An 18,586-nucleotide genomic window follows, 5' to 3' on the forward strand; every position below is an offset into this window, starting at 1 on the left:
TGGAACCAACTATACCAAGAAGCAGGAAGAAGATAGCAGCCAGGGCTCAAGCAAACCTGCCTCGCACAAATCATTCTTGCAGTTTCATCCCCTCGCTTGACCAACTCTCATGATCCCGCTACTCTGGCCTCAGACGAAATCCTGGAAGAGAGTTCTACTGGAGATGACGCGTGATTCTGGTCACCGGTGGCGCCGGATATATTGGGTCTCACACCTGTGTCGAACTGCTCCAGGCGGGACACGACATTACCGCCTTCGATAATTTCTGCAACAGCCATCCTGAATCGCTGGAACGTGTACGACGTCTTACAGGGAAACAGCTCCGCCTCATCCGCGGCGACATCCGCGACCGAGCGGCGCTGGTGACGGCGCTGCGAGAAAGCGGGGCGCAATCGGTGATTCACTTTGCCGGCCTGAAGGCGGTCGGCCAGTCGGTCCAGCAACCACTGTCCTACTACGACAACAATGTCGTCGGCTCTTTGCGTTTATTGGAGGCAATGGCAGTCTGTGGGGTCAAGACGCTGGTATTCAGTTCCTCCGCCACGGTGTACGGCGATCCGCAGCGGCTGCCGCTGACAGAAGATCATCCGCTCTCCGCCACCAATCCCTATGGACAAACGAAACTGACGGTGGAACACATGCTGCGGGATCTGCAGCGAAGCGATACTTCGTGGCGCATCGGGATTCTCCGCTACTTTAATCCGGTGGGCGCGCATGCGAGCGGGTTGATCGGCGAAGATCCACAGGGTACGCCGAACAACCTCATGCCCTTCGTAGCGCAGGTGGCGGTCGGCCTCCGCCCGCATCTGAACGTGTTCGGGAATGATTACACAACTCCGGACGGCACGGGTGTGCGCGACTATATCCATGTCGTGGATCTGGCCAGAGGACATCTCAAAGCCCTGGACGCGCTCGGACAATCCACGCGCCAGGCGGAATGTCTCACGGTCAATCTTGGAACCGGAACCGGTTACAGCGTACTGGAGATCGTGCGGGCCTTCGAGCAGGCCAGCGGCCGACGGGTGGCGTACAAAGCTGCGCCTCGTCGGCCCGGCGACGTCGCAGCCTGTTACGCCGATCCCGGCAAGGCGGCTGCCCTCCTCGGCTGGCGGACTGAGCGAGGCCTCGCCGACATGTGCGCCGACACGTGGCGATGGCAGCGCCTCAATCCTCACGGGTACAATCTTCCTCACCCAGCGGCCTAAGCCGTACCTATGGCGCTTCGCCGCGCCACAGGGTCATCGTGCAGCGAGCGGGTGTCATGATACACTGCCCTTCAGATGTTCGATGTCATCCTCTACCAACCGGAAATCCCCCCGAATACCGGCAATATTATCCGTCTTTGCGCCAATACCGGCGTCCGGCTTCACCTCGTGAGGCCGCTTGGTTTTGCCATGGATGATAAACAACTCGTGCGGGCCGGGCTGGACTATCATGAGTTCGCGGCGATCCGCACCTACGACGACTGGGCCGAATGTGCGGAGCGCTTCAAGGATCGCCGTCTATTCGCTATCTCCACAAAAGGAACCAGACGCTATGACCAGATCGACTATGCCAAAGACAACGTGTTTCTGTTCGGTCCGGAGACACGCGGGCTCCCATCCACACTCCTTGAATCGTTTTCAGCGGAACGGCGCATCCGTGTCCCGATGCGCCCAGAGAGTCGCAGCCTCAATCTCTCAAACGCCGTCGCGGTAGTGGTCTACGAAGCCTGGCGGCAGATTGGGTTTGAGCAGGGGATCTGACGTTCGTCCGTTTCGAAAAAGGCAGCTGCATGGCCTCGGCATTCTCCCACGCGTTCGTTGCCCTCGCACTCGGCAAGGCCCCTCGACATCCTCTCTTCACCTGGCCGGTCTTGTTCCTGGGCATGGCCTGTTCAATTGTGCCGGATCTGGATGTCATCGGCTTTTCCTTCGGGATTCAATACGGTGATCTGTGGGGCCATCGTGGCCTGACCCATTCGCTCTTCTTCGCCGGCCTCCTGAGTGCCGTTCTCACGGGTATCTGGCACCGACAGCAGTCGACGGCTGCACGGATGAGCCTTTTCGTCTATTTCTTCCTCTGCACCGCGTCACATGGTGTGCTCGATGCATTGACCGACGGCGGGCTCGGTGTGGCGTTCCTTTCCCCGTTCGATACCAGCCGATATTTTTTCGCGGCCCGACCGGTTGCCGTTTCTCCGATCGGCATCCACGCATTTTTCAGCGAGAAGGCTTTCCACGTGCTCGCCAGCGAGGTGCAATGGATCTGGCTCCCAACCATGGCGGGGCTCTTGATCGTTCGCCTGCTACAATCTGTGCGGTCGGTTCAACGAACGGTACCGCAAGCACCGAAAGAATGATCGGCATCTTGGAGAAATCGACCGGCTATGGCACGAATGTGCCGTTCCGGATAATTGGTTGGCTGCGTGCCTGCCAAGATGGAGATTCCGCCCAATCCATCGATCCCATTTGCCGCATCCCCTAGCTCGACAAGCGAATAGGGCTAGAGCGGTTATCTGAGATATCGACCATACAAGAAGGCGACAAACTGCTTGGCTCCGCGCATTCTATTCCTGATGTTGTCTTCCGTGACACTGCCTTGTCGCAGTTGTTTTTCAAACCTGATCAATGCATCCTTCAATTCTCTTCTTAATTCTTTCTCGATTACTCGATCCAACACGCTTGGCATAATATTCCTCCCTGATTAATTTCCTCGGATCCACTCCGATCAGGACTCGATCTGAACGGTGGCGCACGGAGACCAATTTGTAAATTCTACCGAACTCATCAGAGACAAGCCAGTTCTTACACCAGGAAGCACCAGCTCAACAAAAGACTCCTCCTTCGGGCAAGTCTAGAGCCGCCTGACATGGAACAACGTAAGCCCTGTTTTTACCCTGGCCTTGGGTAGAATCGTCTTATGCATGAGAAACGTTGGAAGTGAGGCTACCGATTCATCCCAATGGACCAGCAACCGCGACGGTTCCTGCCTCAGCAGCTCCCCTAGTCGAACCGGGCCAACAACAAAGGCCTCACCACCCCGTCGTAACATGTGACTCAATCTCGCAATGATCGCGCTCATGGTCGTCGAAGAATCAAAGGAGCCATACGGCAACCACTGATAAATCAGGTCGTACAGTTCGCGGCTCTCCGGGGACTTCTCGCTCCTATCAACGGCTACCATTCGGATTCGTTGCAACCAATCCCATCGTTGCACTTCGGCACACTGAGTCCAAAGCTGCTGGGCTTGACGCTGCGCATAGGCCACGTGGTGAACATGCACGGTATAGTCACGTGGCCGGTCAAAGAGAATGCACGTGGCAATGACCGCATCCCCGTTGGCAATAAGCACACGCTCTGCCCGTGATCGCAACCTTCCGATCTCGCGATCCTGCTCGCCAAGATCGTCGAGGTAGTCGGCAACAAACGATTGAGCAGCGAGTTCGCCGATCTCCTGGTCGTCTTCTGGAAATAAGGGGACCGCCTCGAAGGCTTCGACGGGAGCGACTCTCGGAACGTTTGGCGCGAATACCCTGCGCCAATCGACCGGACTGATTGGACATTCGTCGGGCGGCGATGTCCTCACCGGAAGATCGGAAGGTAACGGCACGGTTAATTCCCTTTCGCGATCTTTGAGAATCAACGAACGCCCTTCGACGCGGAGGCTGCGATCCAGCGGAAGCACACGACGCCCGATCGAACTGACGTAGGGAAGACCCACCGGATCTTCAGCGAGGGTAGCCTTTTGAACAATCCCGTTTTTCACGGTGACACACAGCCCCTGGCTTTCCTCAAGATACCGAACGGGAGGATGCGGGACCGGCAGCCATTCAATACGATGCGACTTCGAAGGATTCATGAACGCCGTAAGCGGATCCTCAGCACCTACCGGCTGGGGCGTAAACACCCCACTGAACAAGCGAAAGGCCGCCTCGGACGGATAGGTTGGAATCCCGCGATACCGCAAGGGCCTCGGAGCGGAGCGTCCCTTGTTCTGATCGTCGTAGAGTCCACGAATCAGCTCGAACACGGCAGAGCCCGTCCCAGGCAACAACGATTTGAACAGTTCGACCACCGGAAGAAAGTCAATCTGGTCCCAGTGCATCGCTCCCATGCAAGCCATGAAGCGTGCCGTTTCAAATCCCCCACCATCCAAAACATACAAGGCATCTTTTCGCTGTCGAATCGTCGCCAGGCCTTTGGAGTCGATCGCAAAATCCTCATCGCGATAAAACCACCGCACCTCCTCGATCGGGACTCGTAACGCCCCGGCCGCCAGAGCACGCAGATCATCCGGAGTGATCCGTTGCCAATCGGACCTCGAGGCGAGATTCAGCCTGATTTCATTCACGAGCCCATCGGGCTTAATTCCGACCCACCGTCCCCAATCCAGTCGGACTCGCGCTCGCCGCAGCAAGACTGTCCCGGGATCGGTCGAATCCCAGTCGCACTCATGCAAGGGATGGCCTGCCGGGTCTGTTTCGAGAAAACGTCGTCCATCAGGCCGATAAAAAACGTGATGCCCGTTTGGACGCGTTTCAACCCGTGCGCCGATCTTGTCGAAGGACTCAGCGAGTGTACGTGTGGAAGGAAACCGGAGATGGCCTGGCGTGTGCAGGGCAAATGCAATGGCGTCCGAGGGCATTCACTCGCGGAGTTGGCCGCTCCCCAAGACAATGAATTTCGAGCAGGTTAACTCTTCCAACCCCATGGGACCCCGCGCATGAATGCGCGAGGTGCTGATGCCGATTTCGGCTCCCAGACCGAACTGGTACCCGTCGTTGAGCCGGGTAGAGGCATTCACCAGGACAGCGCTGGCATCGACTTCCTTGAGAAACCGCATTGCATGTCCGTAATCCGACGTCACGATCGCTTCCGTATGCCGCGATCCGTACTGTGCGATGTGTTCCATCGCATCATCCATGTTCTTCACGATTTTCACGGCAAGAATCAGGTCGAGAAACTCTTTGCCGTAATCCTGTTCGCTTGCCGGCTTGGCCTCGGGAATCAACTGGCAGGTCTTCGCGCAGCCACGAATTTCGACATCGGCAGCCCCGAGACTTCTGGCAAGCTTGGGCAGCAGAGTCCGCGCGGCCGACTGGTGGACCAGCAGGGTTTCCATGGCGTTGCACGTGGACGGCCGCTGCGCTTTGGCATTGACGCAAATGGCCTCCGCCATCGCCGAATCCGCGTCGGCATCGACATAGATATGGCACACGCCTGCATCATGCTTCACGACCGGAATCGTCGAATGTTCCGCGATAAGTTTCATCAATGACTCGCCGCCCCGAGGAATGATCAAGTCGATGAACCGATCCTGCTTGAGCAACACAGGAACCACTTCACGATCCGCGCGGTCGACAAACGTGATCGCGCCGGATGGAACACCGGCTTTTTCCGATGCCTCCGACAGAATGGCGGCAATGGCCGTATTGGAATGAATCGCTTCGCTGCCCCCTCGCAACACGCAGACGTTGCCCGATTTAAGACAGAGGGCGGCTGAATCCGCCGTCACATTGGGACGAGACTCGTAAATGATTCCGATCACCCCCAGAGGCACACGTACCCGCCCGACCTGCATTCCATTGGGCCTCGTCCACATCGAGGACATCATTCCGACGGGGTCGGGCAACTTCGCCACTTCACGAATACCGGCGGCCATCTCTCTGATGCGCTTCTCGGTCAATCTCAAGCGATCCGCCATCGCCTTCTTTGCGGGCATCGTTCCAAACGCCCTCAAATCTTGCTCATTCGCAGCGAGGAGCTCGTCCGTCTGAGCCTCTAGCGCCTCCGCCATGGCGAAGAGTGCCTGATCCTTGGTCGCGGTCGGTAGAGACGCCAATCTCCTCGATGCCTGTTTGGCCTTAGAGACCAACTCCAACACATACTCCAACACCGGCAACGGCTTGGACTCGTCGATTTTCTGATCTGAGGCGGTCTTGTCTAGAGCTTCCACGCTTCGCACCAATGATTCAATCTCGAGACGAGTGCTGACAATACCGTGTGGATAAGAGACGGGTCAAGGGTCCCGATACGGCGCGATGGGAGGAATTCACGGGAGCGGGCTACCAAAGACTGTCGGTCAGTACTGGACGGTCTCTGAGGTGCGGCTTCGCGAAGGCCATACCCGATTGCCTGACTGTGGTAGGCTTCGACGAGCACTGGATGGCGGATCATTACACTTGATGAATGAGCCGACGAAGTATCATGGCGACGGGATACCGCACACACTCCGCAGCAGTGCGAGGCGTGGATACAAACGAAGACGGATCAGTCATATTCATTGCGTTGCTGAAGCCTCCGCCTCTCCCGGGACCATCGATTCATCAGGTGAACTCGGTTCCTCAGGCACGATCGGCTGCTCGCGTAGGGGCGGCTGTGCAGGAATCGCAGACGGCCTAGAGACTGGCCAAGCCTCTACCACCATGGATGGATTCGGATATTGAAATACCCAATCGTAGTGGGTCGGCTTTCCATCAAAATGACGCACTGCGAGCGGGAAATTCCCCTGCTTGATCGGTTTTTCCCGGCTCTTGCTTCGAACTCCCATGATGCCTCCCGTGGGAGCCCTCAGCAATTCCCACTCACCACGTCCCAGCGGATCGAGGTAGACTTTCCGGAGAAATGGTTTAGGCGGCCTCGCAAGTTCGGCAAGTGTTTGCGGATACACTTCACCGGGGAAGACTCTTCCCACCTTTGTATTGGCCGAATACAGTGCCAGGGCCGTTTGAATTTCGATCCCCTTGGCTAGCAAATCCATCTCGAGCTCTCGTTGCACCATCGTCTTCCACTGCCGGGCAGCCCCCGTCATGGCAAGTCCCATAAGAGTAATGGCAATCATCACCATGAGGTACGAGAACCCTGTTTCTTGCCGTCTCAGCGATGCCGGAAGCCTCCTCATTCTCCATCACTCCTGACCTATCGATTCTTCCGTTGATTTTTCCGACAGCAAGACCGTTTGATCCATACGGGTTCCGGTATCTCGGATCGTCACGCTTTCTGAATTGATCGCCTTGAGGATGAGGTGATGGTCGACATGATCACCGATCTTGAGCACCAACACCTCATCGTCTTTCTTGAGGACCGCAATATCTTTATTTTCCCGCCGCCCCTCGCCCACGCGAAGAAAACCCAGGTAATGATACTGCTCCAAGCCCGATGTATCCTCTTGGTGCGTCGCAGTCTCGGCTGAAGCCGACCCAGGCTGATTCATGGAAGCCGGCACATTCCCGGCCATGAATGTGCCATCGGATCGAGGCACGGCAAAAATGTTTCGATGCACGGTAAAGGTTGTCTGACTTTGAAGCCCCCTTGATGTCAGCCAATCCAGGTGCACGCGTAGGCCTGTTCTTCCTATTGCCGCCTGTTGGCCCACGGAAGGGCGACCCCCGACATTCGTGAGCGGAACGCGAGCCGGCTCCTGCATCGACCGCCACTGCCATACCGCCAGCCCTGCCCATAGAACGAGAAGTGAGGCCGCAAGAATCATCTTCTTTTTTGTATCCATGATTATTGCACTGATCCCGACGGACCAGACTCTCCCGTATTGCCGCGAAGGTACGTCGCAATCTTTATGTTGAACGTCAGCAGCGTGTCCTGCGCGCCTCCAGACCGGGTCAGTTCAAGATCCTCGATAAATACCAACTCTTCCGCCGTCTCGAGACCGTAGATGAATCGGCGGAGATCCTCGTATTGCCCGGTCATCGGCCCCTGTAACAGCCCTTTGCTCATATTCGCGATGAGAGTGGGCTCCGTCTTATAGGACAATCCCGGCAAACTGACTCGGTCGCGCTTCGCTTCGTCCGAGATCCCCAGCGCGAGCGGAGTAAAGTCACGCTCGGCGGGAAGCCCCGCCCATACTCGGCTCAAGTCCTTTTTCGCTTTTCTGGCCTCGCGGTGATACATCAATGTCTGTCGGGTCGCAGTCCATTCATTCTCTAACCGCTCTCGGCTCGCTTGGGCGCCCGCCACACCGAAATCATGGACGAGGAACAGTATAAAAAGAAGACTCAGCGCGACTCCCACCAATGGGAACAAGGGTGCGAAGGGATGCTGCCAGAGAAAGAGCAGGCGATCTTTCATCACTCAAGTTCTTTCACGCCGGTATTGCACCGTGACGTCGAACTCCACCAACCCGTTCTGCCCAACACGATGTTGCGCCAAAATCGGGTCCTTAAATGTCGCGTGATCTTGAAGTCCAACGGTGAAGGCGGTGATGTCTTCAAGGGCTGCGGCAGTTCCCGTGAGCCGAACCGTCGTACCGGATTGATCAAGGCGAACACTGCTGAGCGCAAGGCGTGGAGGGATCGCCTGCTCCAATTCGGTCAGAAACTGCGTCCACGAAAACGATCTTTTCCCAACCAGCTGGTTGGCCAACTCAACCTCGGAGGGCAGTCTCTTTAACGCCTCTTCGGACAAATCAATGCCTTCATGTCTGGCCTCTGCAATCAAATCAAAATCCTGTTGCCGTACTCGATCCAGTTCTCCTTGGATGGTTAAAGATTCTTGATAAGCGAGGATCGCCTGCCGGATGTTCCAGCCGATCCCCATCACAAGCACGATGCAGATGCTGATCAGGGCCGCGCGGAGCGGAACGACCGCCGGACGATAACGGCGGCTTAGGTTGATCCTGAACTGATCATCGGCACCGCGCAACAACGGCATTGACTTGAGCGGCTCGAGGAACCGAGCAACTGAGGAACTCATGATCGCCATACTAGAGCACTCCAGCCATCGCGGCCAACGATGTCATCCCTCGATCGCTCCCTGAGGCCACCCGACCAAGGGCCTCGATCGAGTCCCAAGCCAGCTGTTCGACTGATAGGCGTAGCTCGGTCTCAACCAATTCCTGAAAGGCCGAAATATCTCCGTCCGCACAAATCACGGCTTCCGTCACAACCTCCGAGGGATGTTGCTGTTGACAGATCTCCAACGATGCGCCGCATTCTTCAAGAATCTTATTCAGCATGTCTGGCTTCGTCAGCGCGTCAGTCGTCTCAGCCCCCAGAAGCTTGCACCGGTAGAGCAGCAGACGGCCGTGGTGGCAAATCATGGTCGTCAAGGCTCGATCCGCCACGCTGACCCACAGACAGTCTCGACTTCGCCAATGCGATGCACTCGACGCCCTTCTCCATAGATCAAAGACCCATAGGCTCGTGACCCCCACCTCCTGGGGAATCAACCCGACAGACTCACACAGAGATTCATACTGCTTCAGCACCGACTCCTGAACCGCCACCGTCAGCACCGTATGGGATGGCCCTTTACCTCCCGATCGATCATGAAAAACCTGAGACGACACCTTCGCGCCGCTCAATGGGAACAGCTGCTCTTGACCAAACCGCCAACGAATCAAGGCCTCTCTTTCCTCGCGCCTGACAGGGAGCTTTTCAAAGTGCAGGATGGTCGTCCTGACTACCGTGTCAGGCAGCAACAGGGCAATGCGTTGTGGAAGATCAGAACGGATTGCTCCCCCGACGGACTGGCGAACCGAGTCCGGACCGGTCAGGGCGCGAATACGATCGGCCAATGCTGAAGGATCCTGGACGTTCTCCTCAGTCGGAGAGGGTTTGATCATGCCATCGGCAAGCAGAGACATGACGCACGTGTGTCGACGCTGTCCACGCCAGCTTCGCTCAGTTTCGGCCCACGCGATCGAATCGGGTCCAAACTTCAAGCACCGTTGTGGTCGACTACTGGCCCATTCCCACATCACATTACCCTTCCTCGGTGAAGGTTACACGATTGATCTCTCGCAACGACGTCTCGCCGTTCAACACTTTTTTCAACGCCGACTGTCGCAGCGTAAGCATTCCATCGGTCACGGCCCGATATCGAATTTCCGCGAGCGGCCGCTCGGCATGAATCATTTCTTTGATTTCATCCGTCAGATTGAGAAACTCCGTGATGCATTTTCTTCCGCGGTACCCGGTCCCATGGCATTGCGGGCACCCCTTGCCTTCATAGAAGAGCGTCTCCCTGTATTGCTCATAATCCAAGCCTGATTCCTCAATGAGGGTCTGCTGTGCTTTGACGGGAGTCCGGCAGGACGGACACAGAATTCGGACAAGCCGCTGCGCCAACACGCAGTTGAGAGCAGCCAGAAAATTGTAGGCGTCGATCCCCATCGACGCGAACCGCCCGATGACGTCGAACACATTGTTCGCATGCACCGTCGTCAGAACAAGATGACCGGTCAGGGCCGATTGGATCGCGATCTGCGCCGTCTCGGCATCACGAATTTCGCCGACCATGATCTTATCGGGATCATGACGAAGTATGGACCGAAGACCACGCGCGAACGTGACGCCTTTTTTTTCATTGACGGGAATCTGCACCACTCCCGAGAGTTGGTATTCGACGGGATCTTCGATCGTAATCAGCTTGTCTTCGAGCGTGTTCATCTCCGATATGGCGGCGTACAGTGTCGTCGTCTTTCCGCTTCCCGTTGGCCCGGTTACCAATACCATGCCGTGGGGGCGAGTAATCGCTTTCCGAAATCGCTTCAGATCTTCGGGATTAAACCCGATCCGTTCGAGCTTCAGGGCCGACACTCCGGTCGCAATGGAGTCCCGATCCAATATTCGAATCACGACCGACTCGCCGAAGACGCTGGGCAGAATGGAGACACGAAAATCCACCGTCTTTCGATCCAGTCTCATGCGGAAGCTTCCGTCCTGGGGGACCCGACGTTCGGCAATATCAAGCTCCGACATGACCTTCAAACGGGACACTAACGGGGCGTGCAATCGAATATCCAGCGGCTCCATGGCCGGAATCAGGATGCCGTCGACACGAAGTTTGACTTTGGTCGCGCGATCCGCGGCTTCAATGTGGATGTCGCTGGCGCGGCGCTGCATCGCACTCAACAAGATGGAGTCCAGCAGCTTCACGGCCGGGCTTTGCTCTTCCCCTGCATGATCGAGAGTGGGAACTTCTTCTCCTCGATCATCTTCTTTTACCAAGATCGAGCGATATTCCGCTTCCAGCTCCCGCAGCGCTTGACTCGATCCTTCACTGCGTTCCAGTGCCGCCAGAATTGCGCTCTTGGAGCTGACGACTCGATCCAGCGGCTTTCCGATGAGGAGTTCCAATTCGTCGAATCCAAGCCGGTTTTGCGGGTCGGCAACGGCAATCGTGAGGGTTCCCGAACACCCAGCCATCGGCACAAAGGGGAATCGCTGCATCAACTTGATCGAGATGGTCTCGTAGTATCGCGGATCCACCCGAAAATCGGTCAGCGGATTATAGGGAAGACCGTATTGGACAGCCACGGCTTGAGCCAATTGATCTTCCGAGAGGAGGCCTTCGCTGATCAGCGTTTGCCCTAAGGCGGCAGCCGCTCCCTTTACACGACCCAGGGCATCCTCAACCGTGTGTCTTGAGAGGATTCCCTGTTCGACCAAGACATCGGAAAGAGATGGCCTCGTCAGGCTACGTAACATGCGCGACCTCTCTCATCGTGTATCCTCGTCGCTTTCAGATCCCAACTTCTCTCCTCTCTAGCCGCCGACGGTCCCAGCCATCTGAAATACCGGCAGATACATCACAATGACGATTCCACCGACCAATATTCCCATCACAAGCAGCAACGCCGGCTCGATCCATGTCGTAAGCTGTATCAGTCTCGTATCAAGATCAGCCTCATAAAACTCCGAGACGTCCCGCAACATCGTATCAAGCGAACCAGTTTCCTCTCCTACCGATAACATTTCGATGGCGAGCCTCGGGAGCACTCCGGGACGATCCAGCGCAGCAGCTAATGTGGCTCCCTCTCGAATCTCGTTAACAGCTCCAATCATTTCTTGTGAAATCCATCGGTTTGCAATGGCTCCCCGTGCGCCTTGCAAGGCATCGACGAGCGGCGTTCCTCCGGCAAGGATAGTTCCGAGCGTTCGCGTCAGCTGAACCGTATTGTGCTTGACTGCAATCTGCCCCACGAGGGGAAGCTTCAGCACAAGACGATCGATCGTCAGTTGTCCCGCCGAGGTGGCATAGTAGGTATGCATTCCAAGCATGAGGCCAATGAGGACGACCGCTGCGGGCAATAGCCATGACTCAGCATGTGTGACCACATCGAGCAAGACCTGAGTCGCCCAGGGCAAGGTCTGCACTGAGTCTCCATAGACCGACACGAAAGTCGGCATGACATAGGTCAATAGAAAACCCACCACGGCGAGGCCGATACAGATGAGAACGATAGGATAAGAGATTGCTTTTTTCACTTTCTGACGCAGCCCCACCATCAGCTTCAGATACGCAACATACCGCTGTAGTACCTCTGGAAGATTGCCCGATTGCTCCCCTGCTTTCACCGTGGCGACATAGAGATCCGGGAAATAGCGTGGATGTTTAGCCAATGCTTCCGAGGCGGAGGCCCCACCTCGAATGTCTTCTCGTACGTCACGGAGAGTCCGTTGAAATCCAGCATGCCCGGCTCGTTCGATGAGAAGATCCCAGATGCGCAAAATGGGCAGTCCGGACTTGACCAGCGCCATCAATTCTTGATTGAAGACCAAGAACTGCTCCAGCGGAAGCTTTCCCCATGACCACGGCAGCTCCGTTTTGACTGAAGTGATTCCGCGAGCGTGAAGATTGAAGACCAGCAATCCTTGTGACTCAAGTCTGGCACGAACCGCTGATTCATTATCTCCTTCTACATGCCCATGGAGGGTGGACCCATCAGAGCGCGCGACTCGATACGCAAATACTGCCATAGATGTAGACCTTCACCACTTGCCGCACCCATCGTGCGCCACTACATTCGTTCGTGCTCGATCATATCGGCAGAAGACTCAGTCAACCAAAGCACCTGATCAGCTTGAATACGGTCGCTGGAGAGCGCGTTGAGAGTCATGAGGCGGCTCACAGAGGTGTGATACCGGCGTGCGATGCGCCATAACGTGTCTCCAGATTTGACTAATACGTATAGACGCGGAGGCCCGGTTGTCGACTGAGAAACCACCGGTATCTCCCCGACTGAAGAGGCTGCCGACACCTGGATCGCCGCCTCCGCGACAACCTGAGCGCCCTCATGCGGAGTAGCCAATAGGGCACCCTGCTGATGGACGATCGGCACCATTTCCGGTTGCCCGTCTCCTGGAGAAACCATCGCGGCGGGAGAGAGTTCTTCCTTCGCTTGTTTCTCGACTTTCGAGAGCTGCTTGTGAAGCTGCTTCAGCTGATGCTGCAGTGCGGCTCTGGTCCGCCCCATCTGTTCCCGTTCGGAACGCGAGCTGGCCAGTTCCTCCCGCTGGAGATCAATCACATGTCGAGCTTCACCCAATCGACGCTCTGCCTCTCGAATACGTCCTTCAAACTGCGCCCGGACGATTTGCACATCGGCCAATTCTTGGCGCCGTGCGTCGACTTCTGCTCTCAACTCGTCAATCATTCGCTGGGCATCTCGCAATGAGGTTTTGAGGGTATCCACCGTGAGCTGGAGATCCGACATCTCCGGTTCGATGATGAAGTCTTCGAGCGAACTACAGGCCGACATTCCAAGCAGAAGAATTCCGACGGATGTCTGCTTCCATTTCCCATTCATTCGAACCCCTGTGCGCCCAGAGCAGAATCTACTCCAAGCCGATTTCACGAGTCTGTTCACCATTGATTATACGGAGTCCCGTTTGTTCCGATAAGATCCGACCCGGAATACACATCAAAGATACCACCCTCTGTCGGTTCAAGGATCTGTTGCCAAGAGCTCGGCGAGTTCGTAAAGGGGTCTTTAGGAAGAGTCCGCAGATATCCAGCCGTTACCAAACCATCCAAGGATGGAGGATACTTTCCTTTGTCAGCGCGGTGATGATCCAACAACTCGCGCAGCGTGAACAGGTCTTGCCGCAATACCGTCTCTCTGGCTTTGATCAATGATGACTGATAGGACGGAACGGCAATCGTGGCCAAAATACCGACAATGGACACGACGATCATGAGTTCAATCAGCGTAAACCCTTTCACATTCCAACCATTCACCTTACCAATCCTGATACTTGGTCCCATCGAGCGCAAACTCCTCGCTTTGCGTCATCACATCATAAACATCCTCACCGCACCAGCTAGACGGCTTTGGACGATCCTTATAACAACGCAGTGCCCAATCGGATTTTCCCGTTAGCGGGTCATTCGGCATCGTCCGCAAATAGCGCCTCACCGTGGCGCCTCGAACCGTCGCTTCCTGTCCCGTCAGTTTTACACCCAACAGCACATCGAGAGACTTCGGATAGCCGTATGGCCCGGTCACTTCCTTACACGTCAAACGATTCTTTACGCAGACCACTCCGAGCAAAACGTCCCCATCACGATTCCATTCCAGCTTAAACACATCAATCGCGCCGCGAATAGTCCGAAGATGCTGGCGCAGTTCAATCTCCTGGGCCCGTTTCGTCGATACTTTGCTCAGAGGCATGGCGACCGACGCCAAGATCACGATGATCGCCATCGTGACGAGAATTTCGATGAGCGTGAAGCCGTCCTCTCTCACCGCACTCGCACCACCCCTCTCCCGACTATTTCTGGCGATACCCGCACCTCACCGCTAGGATCCATCAGCACAACGCGAATTGGTGACACCCCAGGCGCCTTGGCCACGAAGATGACCTGCATTGTTCGTGGCGAAGGCTGAGCCTGGCGAGCGAAGTGAAACGTGATGGCTCCTGCTTGTCCAATATTGTCCATGGTTTTGGTTTCGCCCATACCGGTCAACTCCGCATTATCGAGTCGTTTGAATTGCAGAATCTCGGGGTCATAGTCCAGTTTGAATGAATGCTCGCCCGATGCGCGGATTCGCCCATCGACGACAGAAAGCCGTATTTCTTTACCGGATTGAGCAACCGAGTCTTCCGGCTTGATCATCAACTGAGGACCAGGCGTCGCCGACTGAGCCAATGATCGGGCCATGTTTGTCTGTCCTGCGTCTTTCGCCAGCGCGCCGCCGGGCGTGGAGATCTTTCCGTACTCGCTTCCCCCCAATGCTGATATTTTTCTAGTCGGACTGGAAAAGACCGGGCTTGTCGCATAGTTGAATTCGGTACCGGACCAAAGGGCTTGGTTGCTGGAACCAGCAGGAAGAGCAGGTTGCGCAATGCGCGGAGTAATAGTGAGAATGACTTCCGTCGTCACTCGATCTGTTTTGTAAGAGCTCAACAGTTTTCCAATCAACGGCCAATCCCCAATCCATGGCATGGTAATTCGCGTTCGACGATCCTCTTCCTGAAGCAGTCCGCCGAGAACCACTGTTTCTCCATCACGCATATTTAAGGTAGTCTCAGCCGAGCGATTACCAAATTTAAACTGTTCAATTTTAGGAGCAGCCTGAAGAAGCACCGGCTCTCCAACCCGAATGACCTCCACTTTCATTTTCAACGACAACTCATTGCCCAATCGGATTGAAGGCTCGACGGTCAGCTTGACGCCCGTGTCTCGAAACTCGATCGATGTGACGGTTGAGGTAGTCGGTACGGCTCCCGTCGCTGCCTGCCCGGGCAAGACATTAGTGGTGGAGAGAAGAATCGGTTGTTTGTCTCCGATATTAATCTCTGCTTTCTTATTGTTCATGACACGAACCTTGGGTGACGCAAGCGTCTTCGCGTCTGACTGCTGTTTAAAAAAATCCAGCAATACAGTCGTCGGCAGTTTGAAGAGATAGTTGCTCGGCCCCAAATCGGTCAGTTGACGGTAGGTCATCTGCACAGCCTCTGCCGCCAAGGTTCCGGTAAAACCGGAAGCGACCAGCCCGGCACCGGCTTGTTTCGGATAGTTCAGCCCATACGTTTGATTCTTCGTTCGATTGACCTCCAACACCTCAAGGTCAAACAGCACCTCGGGTTCCTGCCGATCATTGGCCAAGATAATTCTTTCAGCAAGTTCCAATTTCTCCGGCTGATCGCGAATGACAATGGCATTGAGTTGCTCATTCGCATGCATCCGCTTGGAATCCAACATGCTCTTGAGTAAGAGCACCATGTCTTTGGCCTTCGCGGTAGAAAGGTAGAACGTCCGAATCATCAGATCTTGATACTGCTCCTGCTTCTGTTTGGTATCGGGACTGACGATCAAGACGGCCGGAGATATCTGACGAGAAAATAAACTGTTGCTCGTGAGGATCAGATGCAGAGCATCCTCAAAGGGCGTATCTTGGATCGAAATGGAAATGGGATCGTTTCGGACGTCCTTATCGAAAATCAGCGTAAATCCACCAACCTTCGCCACCCCCTCAAGGACCTCCTTAATACCGGCGTTTTTGAATTTCAACGTCAGAGGCTGCCTTGAACGTTCGTCTCTTGCGAGTCCTTGCTGGACTTCAGTAAGCCGCGTGATGTTCTCCAGCGCCTCTTGGTATGTCGGATCGAGCTCCGCAGCCCGCGCAAACCCCCTCATCGCCTCCTCGGCCCGTCCGAGTTGAGCCAGTCGTTCAGCCTCGCGGTACTGGGACCGGGATTCTTTCACACGAGTGGCCTGCATGAAACCTGCTTGGTAATCGGCGCTGGAAGGGTTGATGGCCAGCGCTCGCTTGAATTCTTCCAGGGCAAGATCAATTTGCTTCTCCTTCAAAAACGTCCGAGCATGCTCGGCATACGTCGCCGTAGCGCGCTCGCGAGCCAACGCGTATTTACTCTGTAGGGAAGGATCAAATGGATCATCTTTTAGTGCCTGTTTGTAGGCGAGGATCGCTTCTTCCCACCGTTCCGCAGCCAAATGCTGATCTCCCCGCTTGACATCAGGAGACACTAATAAGGCGCAACCGCACATCCCGATGATTCCCAGAACCAGGAGGGCTTCTATCGCTTGATTATGAAGACCTACCTTCAGCTGACAATTCACAATACATGTTTCCTATGGATATAGAGACATTACCCTAGGGCCTTTGAGCATAGTCCATGCCAGCCATCAACTTTTCTTATACTACGGATCAAGACAAGCTCAAAGGAAAAGCCTAGAAGATGAAAGATCAGCGTCTCTCCTGAAAACGCTCATAGACAGGTGGTTCCGCTTGATTGGACAGATCCTGATGGGTCAGAAGTGGCGTCTAGCAATGAGGGCCTACGCGCGGACGACTGTGGCGGGCCGATTCTCCCAGAACACGCGATCGGGCGTACGTCCGTCAAGCGTCCGATGCGGCCTGATCTGATTCTAGAATGTCACGTCGCGCGACACCCCCCTGATGGGCGGCGGGCACAGTCTCGTAGGTGGAGAGAGACCTCATACTTGAGCCTCTGCCAGAGGCGTTCCACAACGACGTGATCCCGCCAACGGCCACAACCATCCATACTGATTTGGATGCTTTCCGTAAGGCCGTGAATTCCAGGGGCTGGCTTCAGGATTTTGGCATTGCCGCCCGACCGGCAGGGATGCGTGCGATCGATCATCACTGCACTCCCCCTGGTGGCTTTTGTGAGCCAGGATCCCACGGATCACCGAGTCCGAATTGCGGAGTCCCCCCTCTGGTCGTCTCGTCATTCCCGAATATATTTCAGTAAACACTCCTGCTGACTTCGTTTGAATATGCGCTTTCATTTCCCGCGATGTCATAGGCTGTTACGACAAAGAAATACGTCGTGTTGGATTGAAGTCCTGTAACAATGTAGCTGGTCGTATTACCCGGGATCGCCGCGATGGGGGCTCCATAGGCTCCTGAGGAGGTTGCTCGATATACTTTATATCCCGCTAGATCGCTTTCAGTATTTGCATTCCAAGTCAACGTGACGGACGCCTGAGTGTTCAGGGTCAAGTTGACATTTACAGTTCTGGTTATGCCGCCACTCCTCACAGTGATGGTGGTCGAATTAGGTCCCAGTGTCGCGGCCGCCGTATTCACGTTGGCCGTAATGATTCCATTATTGGAGCCGGATGTTGGACTAAGCGAGAGCCAGGGAACACCCTCACTTACCGTCCATGTTCCATTTGAACTGATGGCAATGGTCTGAGCAGCAGGATTGGCTGCTCCCTGCGTGGCGGTGTAGGTCAAACTGTTGACGGAAGCCGTCAATGAGGCGGGGGCAACCGTGAACGTCACGACAGTCGTTCTCGTCACCCCTCCACTCCTCACGGTAATCGTGGCCTGGTTCGCGCCAGCAGCGACAGATGCCAAGGTCACGTTGGCTGTGATAGATCCGTTGCCGGTGCCTGCCCAGGGGCTGAGAGTCAGCCAGGGCGCGCTGCTACTGGCCGCCCAATCGCCGTTCGAAGTGACCATCACGCTCTGGCTCGCGGGATTCGCTCCGCCCTGCACTCCCGAGAACGTCACCGCAGCTGGGCTCACGGTAAGAATTGGGGACGGCGCCGGCACTGTCAGCGTGACCCCCACCACTCTCGTCACGCTCCCACTCGTCACGGTAATCGTGGCCTGATTCGTGCCCACCGGGGCAGAAGCCAAAATCACGTTGGCGGCAATGGGGCCGTTGCCGATGCCGGCCCAGGGGCTGAGAGTCAGCCAGGGCGCGCTGCTACTGGCCGCCCAATCGCCGTTCGAAGTGACCATCACGCTCTGGCTCGCGGGATTCGCTCCGCCCTGCACTCCCGAGAACGTCACTGCGGCTGGGCTCACGGTAAGAATTGGGGACGGCGCCGGCACTGTCAGCGTGACCCCCACCACTCTCGTCACG

18 protein-coding genes are annotated in these 18,586 nt (G+C 55.9%); 3 read left to right on the forward strand and 15 right to left on the reverse strand.

The genetic code is table 11. The features are described 5' to 3' along the window. Positions 1 to 170 precede the first annotated feature (170 nt). The 3 genes from galE (at position 171) to COMA2_RS04215 (ending at position 2,341) form a co-directional block, all read left to right on the forward strand. Entirely contained in the window at positions 171 to 1,205 is a 1,035-nt protein-coding gene (galE, locus tag COMA2_RS04205; RefSeq protein WP_090894949.1) for a UDP-glucose 4-epimerase GalE, read from the forward strand. A gap of 75 nt (positions 1,206 to 1,280) precedes the next feature. After that, a complete protein-coding gene (trmL, locus tag COMA2_RS04210; RefSeq protein WP_090894951.1) occupies positions 1,281 to 1,745 on the forward strand; it encodes a tRNA (uridine(34)/cytosine(34)/5-carboxymethylaminomethyluridine(34)-2'-O)-methyltransferase TrmL in 465 nt (154 codons plus the stop codon). Between the two features lie 29 nt (positions 1,746 to 1,774). Continuing rightward, positions 1,775 to 2,341: a metal-dependent hydrolase gene (locus COMA2_RS04215; protein ID WP_090894953.1), complete on the forward strand. Its 567-nt coding sequence runs from the start codon at positions 1,775 to 1,777 to the stop codon at positions 2,339 to 2,341. Between the two features lie 152 nt (positions 2,342 to 2,493). On the opposite strand, the gene COMA2_RS20060 is transcribed toward COMA2_RS04215, so the two are convergent. The 15 genes from COMA2_RS20060 to COMA2_RS04285 all read right to left on the reverse strand — a co-directional run. Beyond that, entirely contained in the window at positions 2,494 to 2,670 is a 177-nt protein-coding gene (locus COMA2_RS20060; RefSeq protein ID WP_175304381.1) for a hypothetical protein, read from the reverse strand. A gap of 165 nt (positions 2,671 to 2,835) precedes the next feature. Then, positions 2,836 to 4,626, reverse strand: a complete 1,791-nt coding sequence (locus COMA2_RS04220) for a hypothetical protein (protein ID WP_090894956.1) — start codon at positions 4,624 to 4,626, stop codon at positions 2,836 to 2,838. Continuing rightward, positions 4,627 to 5,883: a glutamate-5-semialdehyde dehydrogenase gene (locus tag COMA2_RS04225; protein WP_090894990.1), complete on the reverse strand. Its 1,257-nt coding sequence runs from the start codon at positions 5,881 to 5,883 to the stop codon at positions 4,627 to 4,629. Between the two features lie 378 nt (positions 5,884 to 6,261). Continuing rightward, positions 6,262 to 6,882: a hypothetical protein gene (locus tag COMA2_RS04230; protein WP_090894958.1), complete on the reverse strand. Its 621-nt coding sequence runs from the start codon at positions 6,880 to 6,882 to the stop codon at positions 6,262 to 6,264. 6 nt (positions 6,883 to 6,888) lie between these two features. Then, a complete protein-coding gene (locus COMA2_RS04235; RefSeq protein ID WP_090894960.1) occupies positions 6,889 to 7,488 on the reverse strand; it encodes a hypothetical protein in 600 nt (199 codons plus the stop codon). Positions 7,489 to 7,490: 2 nt separating this feature from the next. Beyond that, the gene (pilO, locus tag COMA2_RS04240; RefSeq protein WP_090894962.1) at positions 7,491 to 8,063 is read right to left on the reverse strand and encodes a type 4a pilus biogenesis protein PilO; all 573 of its coding nucleotides are present in this window, start codon (positions 8,061 to 8,063) and stop codon (positions 7,491 to 7,493) included. Positions 8,064 to 8,066: 3 nt separating this feature from the next. Next, positions 8,067 to 8,687, reverse strand: a complete 621-nt coding sequence (locus COMA2_RS04245) for a PilN domain-containing protein (RefSeq protein WP_175304382.1) — start codon at positions 8,685 to 8,687, stop codon at positions 8,067 to 8,069. A 10-nt stretch (positions 8,688 to 8,697) separates the two neighbouring features. Continuing rightward, entirely contained in the window at positions 8,698 to 9,579 is an 882-nt protein-coding gene (locus tag COMA2_RS04250) for a type IV pilus biogenesis protein PilM (RefSeq protein WP_139077053.1), read from the reverse strand. Positions 9,580 to 9,697: 118 nt separating this feature from the next. Then, positions 9,698 to 11,425: a GspE/PulE family protein gene (locus COMA2_RS04255; RefSeq protein ID WP_090894970.1), complete on the reverse strand. Its 1,728-nt coding sequence runs from the start codon at positions 11,423 to 11,425 to the stop codon at positions 9,698 to 9,700. A 57-nt stretch (positions 11,426 to 11,482) separates the two neighbouring features. After that, complete coding sequence (locus tag COMA2_RS04260) at positions 11,483 to 12,697, reverse strand: type II secretion system F family protein (RefSeq protein ID WP_090894971.1); 1,215 nt, start codon at positions 12,695 to 12,697, stop codon at positions 11,483 to 11,485. Positions 12,698 to 12,738: 41 nt separating this feature from the next. Continuing rightward, positions 12,739 to 13,527, reverse strand: a complete 789-nt coding sequence (locus COMA2_RS04265; RefSeq protein ID WP_217490615.1) for a LysM peptidoglycan-binding domain-containing protein — start codon at positions 13,525 to 13,527, stop codon at positions 12,739 to 12,741. A gap of 56 nt (positions 13,528 to 13,583) precedes the next feature. Then, positions 13,584 to 13,985: a prepilin-type N-terminal cleavage/methylation domain-containing protein gene (locus COMA2_RS20880; protein WP_090894972.1), complete on the reverse strand. Its 402-nt coding sequence runs from the start codon at positions 13,983 to 13,985 to the stop codon at positions 13,584 to 13,586. Then, positions 13,960 to 14,466, reverse strand: coding sequence for a type II secretion system protein (locus tag COMA2_RS04275; RefSeq protein ID WP_175304383.1), 507 nt, complete (start codon positions 14,464 to 14,466; stop codon positions 13,960 to 13,962). Before COMA2_RS04275 ends, COMA2_RS20880 begins: the two co-directional genes overlap by 26 nt. Further along, complete coding sequence (locus COMA2_RS04280; RefSeq protein WP_090894975.1) at positions 14,463 to 16,805, reverse strand: secretin N-terminal domain-containing protein; 2,343 nt, start codon at positions 16,803 to 16,805, stop codon at positions 14,463 to 14,465. Before COMA2_RS04280 ends, COMA2_RS04275 begins: the two co-directional genes overlap by 4 nt. Before the next feature lie 649 nt (positions 16,806 to 17,454). Further along, positions 17,455 to 18,586, reverse strand: a 1,132-nt coding sequence (locus COMA2_RS04285) for a BACON domain-containing protein (protein WP_217490616.1), incomplete at its 5' end; no start/stop codon positions are given.

Source organism: Candidatus Nitrospira nitrificans (genome assembly GCF_001458775.1).
Classification (GTDB): domain Bacteria; phylum Nitrospirota; class Nitrospiria; order Nitrospirales; family Nitrospiraceae; genus Nitrospira_D; species Nitrospira_D nitrificans.